Source organism: Rhodococcus sp. (in: high G+C Gram-positive bacteria), from assembly GCF_049591685.1.
Lineage (GTDB): Bacteria > Actinomycetota > Actinomycetes > Mycobacteriales > Mycobacteriaceae > Rhodococcoides.
The window spans coordinates 1-7,616 of record NZ_JBAWFH010000388.1 but is presented as its reverse complement, the minus strand read 5'-3'; the positions used below and the strand labels follow the sequence as shown (position 1 = coordinate 7,616).

General features: G+C 64.8%; 6 protein-coding genes. 4 read left to right on the top strand and 2 right to left on the bottom strand.

Annotation, left to right across the window (positions count from 1 at the left end; translation table 11 throughout):
* The 4 genes from WBQ44_RS16150 to WBQ44_RS16135 all read left to right on the top strand — a co-directional run.
* On the top strand, window positions 1-436 hold a 436-nt coding region (locus WBQ44_RS16150), incomplete at its 5' end, for an ABC transporter permease (protein ID WP_495567683.1).
* Window positions 429-1,637: an ABC transporter ATP-binding protein gene (locus tag WBQ44_RS16145; RefSeq protein WP_495567682.1), complete on the top strand. Its 1,209-nt coding sequence runs from the start codon at window positions 429-431 to the stop codon at window positions 1,635-1,637. The genes WBQ44_RS16150 and WBQ44_RS16145, both read left to right, overlap by 8 nt.
* 56 nt (window positions 1,638-1,693) lie before the next feature.
* Window positions 1,694-2,470 carry an ABC transporter permease gene (locus WBQ44_RS16140; protein ID WP_495567684.1) on the top strand — a complete coding sequence of 259 codons (777 nt, stop codon included), beginning with the start codon at window positions 1,694-1,696 and terminating at the stop codon, window positions 2,468-2,470.
* The gene (locus WBQ44_RS16135) at window positions 2,467-3,465 is read left to right on the top strand and encodes a glycine betaine ABC transporter substrate-binding protein (RefSeq protein ID WP_495567681.1); all 999 of its coding nucleotides are present in this window, start codon (window positions 2,467-2,469) and stop codon (window positions 3,463-3,465) included. The genes WBQ44_RS16140 and WBQ44_RS16135 overlap by 4 nt, the downstream gene beginning before the upstream one ends.
* Window positions 3,466-3,478: 13 nt before the next feature.
* Here WBQ44_RS16135 and WBQ44_RS16130 read toward each other — a convergent pair whose 3' ends face one another.
* Complete coding sequence (locus tag WBQ44_RS16130) at window positions 3,479-6,523, bottom strand: bifunctional [glutamine synthetase] adenylyltransferase/[glutamine synthetase]-adenylyl-L-tyrosine phosphorylase (RefSeq protein ID WP_495567680.1); 3,045 nt, start codon at window positions 6,521-6,523, stop codon at window positions 3,479-3,481.
* 103 nt (window positions 6,524-6,626) lie between these two features.
* Window positions 6,627-7,616: glutamine synthetase family protein (locus WBQ44_RS16125; RefSeq protein ID WP_495567679.1), on the bottom strand; the 990-nt coding region annotated here is incomplete at its 5' end.

Sequence of the window (7,616 nt, the reverse complement as noted above, 5' to 3'; positions counted from 1 at the left end):
CCTCATCCCCATTCTCGGGTTGGGTGTGGGGCCGACGATCACTGCGCTGGTGCTGTACGCGCTCCTCCCCATCATTCGCAACACGATCATCGGTCTCGCCTCGGTCGACCCTGCCGTCACGGACGCCGCGAAAGGCGTGGGCCTGAACAGGGCCAGAATCCTTTCACGTATCGAAATGCCGCTGGCGTGGCCGTCCATTCTCGCCGGTATGCGCGTCAGCACCCAGATGCTGTTCGGCATTCTGGCCATTGCGGCTTATGCGAAGGGCCCGGGTCTCGGCAACCTCATTTTCTCCGGCCTCACTCGGGTCGGCAGCCCCAACGCAGTTCCGCAAGCTCTGGCGGGCACCGTTCTCATCGTTCTACTTGCACTCGTCGTCGACGGAATTCTCGTCCTGGTCGGCCGCATCACTACTTCGAGGGGTATTCGTGACTGAATCAGCCAAGCAGCATGTGTCAGGAGTCGACATCGTGCTCGACTCCGTCAGCAAGCGTTACCCGGGCCAGAAAGCCGCCGCCGTCGACAACGTGTCGCTGACGGTTCCCGCCGGCGAGACAGTGGTGTTCGTCGGTCCTTCGGGCTGCGGCAAGACGACGACGATGCGGATGATCAACCGTCTGATCGAGCCGTCGTCCGGCAAGATCACGATCGACGGGAAGGACGCGCTGTCCATCGATCCCGACGAACTGCGTCGCGGTATCGGGTACTCCATTCAGCAGGCGGGCCTGTTCCCACACCTGACGATCGCGAAGAATGTCGGCACTGTCCCTGGGCTGATCGGCTGGGACAAGAAGCGAATCTCCGACCGAACCGACGAGATGCTCGATCTGGTCGGTCTCGACCCCGACACCTATCGGGATCGTTACCCGAGGCAACTCTCCGGCGGCCAACAGCAGCGCGTCGGCGTGGCCCGTGCCCTGGCTGCCGACCCTCCCGTGTTGCTGATGGACGAGCCGTTCGGTGCTGTCGACCCGATTACCCGCGGCCTGTTGCAGGACGAATTGATGCGGCTTCAGTCGGAACTGGGCAAGACGATTGTGTTCGTAACCCACGATTTCAACGAAGCGGTCAAACTGGGCGACCGGATCGCGGTACTCGGCGATCAGTCGACGATCATGCAGTACGACACTCCCGAAGCGATTCTCGCCAATCCCGCGAACGATATGGTTGCGGGCTTCGTCGGCGCCGACGCTTCGCTCAAGCAGCTGACGTTGACGCGGATCCGGGACGTGCGCCTCGTGCAGTGCCCTACAGCGCAGGAGAACGATCCGGTAGACGAATTCCGGGCGAATATCAGCTCCCGCAAGTGGCAGTGGGGTCTGGTGCTGGACGACCGCAACCGTCCGCTTCGGTGGGTCTCCCCCGCTCACCTGGCCACCGCGTCGAACCTGCGCGGCGTCGGCGTACCGATCGGCGAACTCGTCTCGACGCAGTCGACGCTGCAGGACGCACTCGAAGCACTGCTCGCCGAGAGCACCGCATCCACCGTCGTCACCGGCAAGCGCGGCGAGTACGTGGGCCTGATCTCCATCGACACCCTTGTGGGCCATTTGCAGAAGATGCGAGAGGCGCACGAGCACGATCACGACGACAACGACGCTGTACCGGCCAATCCGCCCGCCGGAGCTCCGGCATGACCACGTCGGAGTCGGCGTGGCGTCCCGGGACCATCCGTGACGCCGAACCGCCCGAGATGGAGGCACCGCCCGACGAGGGCGCCTCCGAGCGCGGCGCGGCCACGCGCGCCGAGCGAATTCGCCTGCTCGTGCAGCCCGCGATCGTCTTGATCCTGGTCGTCGGAGTTCTGGGGTGGGCGTTCAGCCGCGAGCTGACCGCGACGCAGCTGGGCAGCATCAGCATGTCCAATATCGCGACCCTGACGTGGCAGCACATCTTGCTCACCGTGGCCGTCATCGTCATAGTCGTCGTCATCGCCGTTCCGCTGGGAACGTTGCTCACCCGGCCGGGCTACACCCGCCTCGCCCCGTTCTTCGTGGGCATCGCGAACATCGGTGCTGCAGCACCTGCCATCGGTCTGCTCGTATTGTTCTACCTGGCAACCAGACAGACCGGGTTCTGGATCGGCGTGCTGCCGATTGCGTTCTATTCACTGCTTCCGGTGCTCCGCAACACGATTCTGGGTTACCAGGAGGTCGATCGGATCCTCATTGACGCCGGACGCGGTCAGGGCATGTCTTCGACGACGGTTCTGCGGAAGATCGAATTCCCCATGGCCGTCCCGTACATCCTCGCGGGTCTGCGCACCTCGCTCGTTCTCGCCGTCGGTACCGCAACTCTGTGCTTCCTGGTCAGCGCGGGAGGACTCGGCATTCTCATCGATACCGGGTACAAGCTGCGCGACAACGTGACTCTTGTCGTCGGCGCCGTGCTCGCTGTGTCGTTGGCGTTGTTCATCGACTGGCTCGGGGCACTGGCCGAGCAGTTCCTCGGACCGAAAGGACTTCGATGACAACGTCTTCGACGAAGATCCGCGCGTTCGCGGTGGTACTGTCCGGCGCACTGCTGTCCGGTCCGCTGCTGGCCGGCTGCGGGCTCGAGTCCGGAGGCGCCGTGCCGTTGGCCGTCGGCCCGGCGAGTATTGAGCCCGTACCCGAATTGCAAGACGTCAAGATCACGGTGGGCTCGAAAGACTTCACCGAACAGATCATTCTCGGCTACATGATCGAATTCGCGATGACCGCGGCAGGCGCGGAAGTGCGGGACCTGACCAACATTCAGGGCTCCAACAGCACTCGCGATGCCCAGTTGGACGGCCAGATCGATCTCACGTACGAGTACACGGGTACCGGTTGGATCAACTATCTGGGCAACGAGACTCCCCTACCCAACGAACAGGCGCAGTACGAGGCAATCCGCGATGCCGACCTCGAGGCCAACGACATGGTGTGGGCCGTCCCGGCGCCGATGAACAACACCTACGCCATCGCAACGAACAGACAGACTGCGGAGCAGACCGGGGTCCGCACGGTGAGCGACTATGCGCGTCTGGTGGCAACCGATCCGGCAGCAGCGACCACGTGCGTCGAGACCGAGTTCAATGTGCGTCAGGACGGTTATCCGGGACTGGCCGCGAAGTACGAGTTCGACCCAGCCGCGGCGCCGCGGCAGATTCTGCAGACCGGAATCATCTACCAGGCAACGGCCGACGGGACGCAGTGCAAGTTCGGTGAGGTGTTCACCACGGACGGTCGCATCATTGCGCTCGATCTCGTGCTGCTCGAGGACGATCGCGCGTTCTTCCCGAAGTACAACCCGGCGTTGGTGATGAAGAAGTCGTTCTCCGAGGCGCATCCGGAGGTCACCGACGTGATGGCCCCGATCTCGGCGAAGCTGACCAACGAGGTCATGACCGAGCTCAATCGCCAGGTCGATGTCGACGGTCTCGAACCCGCCGAGGTCGCTCGGGACTGGATGGTGGCGGAGGGCTTCGTCACCGCGGAGTAGGCGTGGGTCCGCTTCAGGCCCCGAAAGTCCGCTCCACCACTGCCTTCGCCCGGCGCGTCACCCGCAGGTAGTTGTCGAGAAACTCCCCTGCGTCGCCGTTCTTCCAGCCCGCGACCTTGGCCACTGCAGAGAGCACATGGCCGGGTCGCGGCAGCTGGTCGGTCGGTTTGCCACGCACGAGAACGAGGGCGTTGCGCGCCTTGGTGGCGAGAATCCATGCCTCACGGAGCAACTCGATATCCGTCTCGCTCATCAACTCGGCCGCGCCGATCGCGTCCAGGCTCTGCAGGGTCGACGTGTTGTGCAGCGCGGGAATGTCGTGCGCGTGCCGCAGCTGGATCAGCTGTACGGTCCATTCGATATCGGCCAGTCCACCGCGTCCCAGTTTGGTGTGCGTCGCGGGATCGGCACCCTTGGGCAGACGCTCGGAATCGATTCGCGCCTTGATTCGGCGAATCTCGCGGACTGCCTCCTGCGACACGCCGCCCTCCGGATACCGCACCTTGTCGGCCATCAACAGGAACCGGATGCCGAGATCCTCGTCGCCGGCCACCTGATGAGCCCGCAGCAGTGCTTGCACTTCCCACGCCTGCGCCCACTGTGCGTAGTAGGCCTGGTACGAGGCAAGGGTGCGCACGACCGGGCCGTTGCGGCCCTCCGGACGCAGTCCGGTGTCCACCTCCAGCGGCGGATCCGTGCTGGGTGCACCGAGAAGCTTGCGAATACGATCCGCAATTCCGTTGGCCCACTTGACCGCCACGGTCTCCTCGGCGCCCTCCGTGGGTTCGCACACGAAGAGCACGTCCGCGTCGCTGCCGTACCCCAGCTCGCCTCCGCCGAGCCGGCCCATGCCGATGACCGCCAACGTTGCGGGTGCCGGCTCACCGCGTTCGGTGACGCTCGCCCTGATGGCGGCAGCAAGCGCTGCATTGATGACCGCAGCCCAGACCGACGACAACGCGCGGCACACCTGCGGGACGTCCAGCATCCCGAGGATGTCCGCGGACGCGACGCGCGCGAGCTCGTGGCGACGCAACGCTCGCGCAGCATTGATGGCACGAACGGGGTCCTCGTAGCGCCCGGACGAAGAGAGGATGGCGCGGTAGGTCTCCTCTGGTTCGGCGTCCAGAAGCCGCGGACCCGTCGGGCCGTCCGCGAAGAGTCGAATGACCTCCGGCGCCTTGATCAGCAGGTCGGGAACGTACGCCGACGATCCCAGGACGATCATCAGGCGCTGAGCGACGGCACCCTCGTCACGCAGGGTGCGTAGGAACCATGTCTGCTCCACCGCTGCTTCGCACAGCCTGCGGTAGTTCAACAGCCCGGCATCGGGATCCGGTGTGTCCGCCAGCCATTCGAGCAACGTCGGGAGCAGGACGGCCTGAATCTGACCACGCCGCGTGCCTGCGCCGACGAGTGCGCGTAGATGCCCCAACGCGTTCTCCGGTGTGGCATAGCCGAGAGCGGCAAGCTGACGGACAGCGGCGTCCGGCGTCAGACGCACGGTATCGGAGTCGAACTTGACCACCGAATCGAGAAGTGGCCGGTAGAACAGCTTCGCGTGCAGACGGCGAATCCGTTGGGCATTGCGCTTGATCTCGGCGTTGAGCACGCCGAGCGAATCGCGGTTACCGTCCGGCCGCATATGCGCCGCCCGCGCGAGCCAACGCAACGCTTCCTCGTCGTCCTGCGGGGGCAGGGTATGAGTGCGCTTCATGCGCTGCAGCTGCAGTCGGTGTTCGAGCAGCCGCAGGAACTCGTACGACGCCGTCAGATTGGCGGCATCGTCCCGACCGATGTAGCCACCATCGGTGAGAGCGGCCAGCGCGTCGACGGTACCGAGCACGCGCAGCGACTCGTCGGTGCGCCCATGGACGAGCTGCAGTAGCTGGACTGCGAATTCGACGTCGCGGAGGCTGCCACGGCCGAGTTTGATCTCGCGTTCGCGGAGCTCCGGCGGAACCATTTCTTCCACTCGGCGGCGCATCGCGCGGACCTCGGGAACGAAGTCTTCGCGTTGAGAAGCCAACCACACCATGGGGTTCAGCGCTGCGACGTAGTCGTGACCGAGTTCGAGATCACCCGTCATCGGCCGCGCCTTGAGCAGCGCCTGGAATTCCCAGGTCTTTGCCCAACGCTTGTAATAGGCGACGTGCGAGTCGAGCGTGCGCACGAGTTCGCCGCGCTTACCCTCCGGGCGTAGCGCTGCATCGACCTCGAAGAAAGCCGAGGAACCGATGCGCATCATCTCACCCGCGATGCGGCTCGCGACCGCGTCGGCCGGCTCGGCCACGAACACCACATCGACGTCTGAGACGTAATTGAGTTCTCGCGCACCGCATTTGCCCATCGCCACTACCGCGAGACGGACGGGGCACGGCCGGTCCGGGCACACGGTGGCGACCGCGACGGCGAGTGCCGCCGTCAACGCGGCGTCGGCCATATCCGAAAGTTGCGTGCCCACAAGCTGATACGGCACCACAGGCTCGTTCTCGACGGTGGCTGCGAGATCGGCCGCAGCGAGAACCATGACCTGATCGCGGTAGGTCTTGCGCAACGCGGACACGGCGTCGGGCCCGATGATGCCCGCGCGATACAGGGTGTCGGCGGCGTTCTCGCCCGTTTCGGGGACGGCTCGCACCGCGTCGAGCAACTCCTGCGTCAACTGCTCCTTGCTGGGGAGGTCGACGCGGTTGCGGGGTCCTGCGTGCCCGCCGTCAGGCGTCGCGAGCAGTTGCCAGGACTGCGCGTCGGAGACCAGGTGATCGGCCAGTGCGCTCGAGGCGCCGACGAGACCCAGAAGTCGGCCACGCAGGCCCTTGTCCGACCGCAGGGCGGCGTCGAGCTCGGCGAAAGCGTCACCCAGCGACTCCTGCAAGCGAACAACGGTGCGCAACGCGAGGTCTGCGTTGGCGGCGCGCGACAGGGACCAGAGGAGTTCGAGGCTTTTCTCGCCGACCCATCCCAGCTTCTGCAGATCGGCCGGGGCCGTCGACTCCACCAATCCCAGTCGAGCTGCGCCGGGGACGACGGATCGTGACGTGGGTGGACGCACCATCAGCGAACACCTCGACTCTGGCGTGACAACAGATTCACCTCATCGCGGGTGGGAAATCTCGATACTGAACGAGATAAAACTAACCCATCGACGAGGTGAGCCGTTACAACCCCAGGTAGGCCTTGAGTTCGTACGGAGTGACGTGACTGCGGTACTCCTCCCATTCACGACGCTTGTTGCGCAGGAAGAAGTCGAACACGTGCTCACCGAGCGCCTCGGCGACGAGCTCGGAGTTCTCCATCGCGTTGAGTGCCTGGTCGAGGCTGCCCGGCAGTTCCTTGTAGCCCATGGCGCGACGCTCAGCCGAGGTCAGTGCCCACACATCTTCCTCGGCCTCGGGAGGCAAGGTGTACCCCTTCTCGATGCCTCGCAGGCCGGCGGCGAGCAAGACTGCGAACGCGAGGTAGGGATTGCATGCGGAGTCGGGGCTGCGAATCTCGACGCGGCGAGACGACGCCTTGTTCGGGGTGTACATCGGAACCCGAATCAGGGCGGACCGGTTGGCTGGTCCCCACGACGCTGCCGTCGGTGCCTCGCCGCCGCGCACCAGACGCTTGTAGGAGTTGACCCACTGGTTGGTCACGGCGCTGATCTCGTTGGCGTGCTCGAGGATTCCCGCGATGAACGACTTGCCGGTCTCCGACAGCTGCATCGGATCGTCTGGGTTGTGGAAGGCGTTGGTGTCGCCTTCGAACAGGCTCATGTGCGTGTGCATCGCAGATCCGGCCTGATCGCTGAACGGCTTCGGCATGAAGGTCGCCCGTACGCCCTCTTCGATCGCAACCTCTTTGACGACGTAGCGAAAGGTCATGATGTTGTCGGCCATGGACAACGCGTCGGCGTAGCGGAGGTCGATCTCCTGCTGGCCGGGCGCCGTCTCGTGGTGGCTGAACTCGACCGAGATGCCCATCGATTCGAGTGCGTCGATCGCGTGCCGACGGAAGTTGGGCGCCGAGTCGTGGATGGTCTGGTCGAAGTAGCCGCCGTTGTCGGCCGGGACCGGCACGGAGCCGTCTTCAGCGCCGGGCTTCAGCAGGAAGAATTCGATCTCGGGGTGCACGTAGCAGGAGAACCCCAGGTCACTGGCCTTGGC

Coding starts and splice junctions, on each gene's coding strand:
- WBQ44_RS16140 (WP_495567684.1), top strand. CDS start 1,694: ATGGAGGCACCGCCCGACGAGGGCGCCTCCGAGCGCGGCGCGGCCACG.
- WBQ44_RS16130 (WP_495567680.1), bottom strand. CDS start 6,523: ATGGTGCGTCCACCCACGTCACGATCCGTCGTCCCCGGCGCAGCTCGA.
- WBQ44_RS16135 (WP_495567681.1), top strand. CDS start 2,467: ATGACAACGTCTTCGACGAAGATCCGCGCGTTCGCGGTGGTACTGTCC.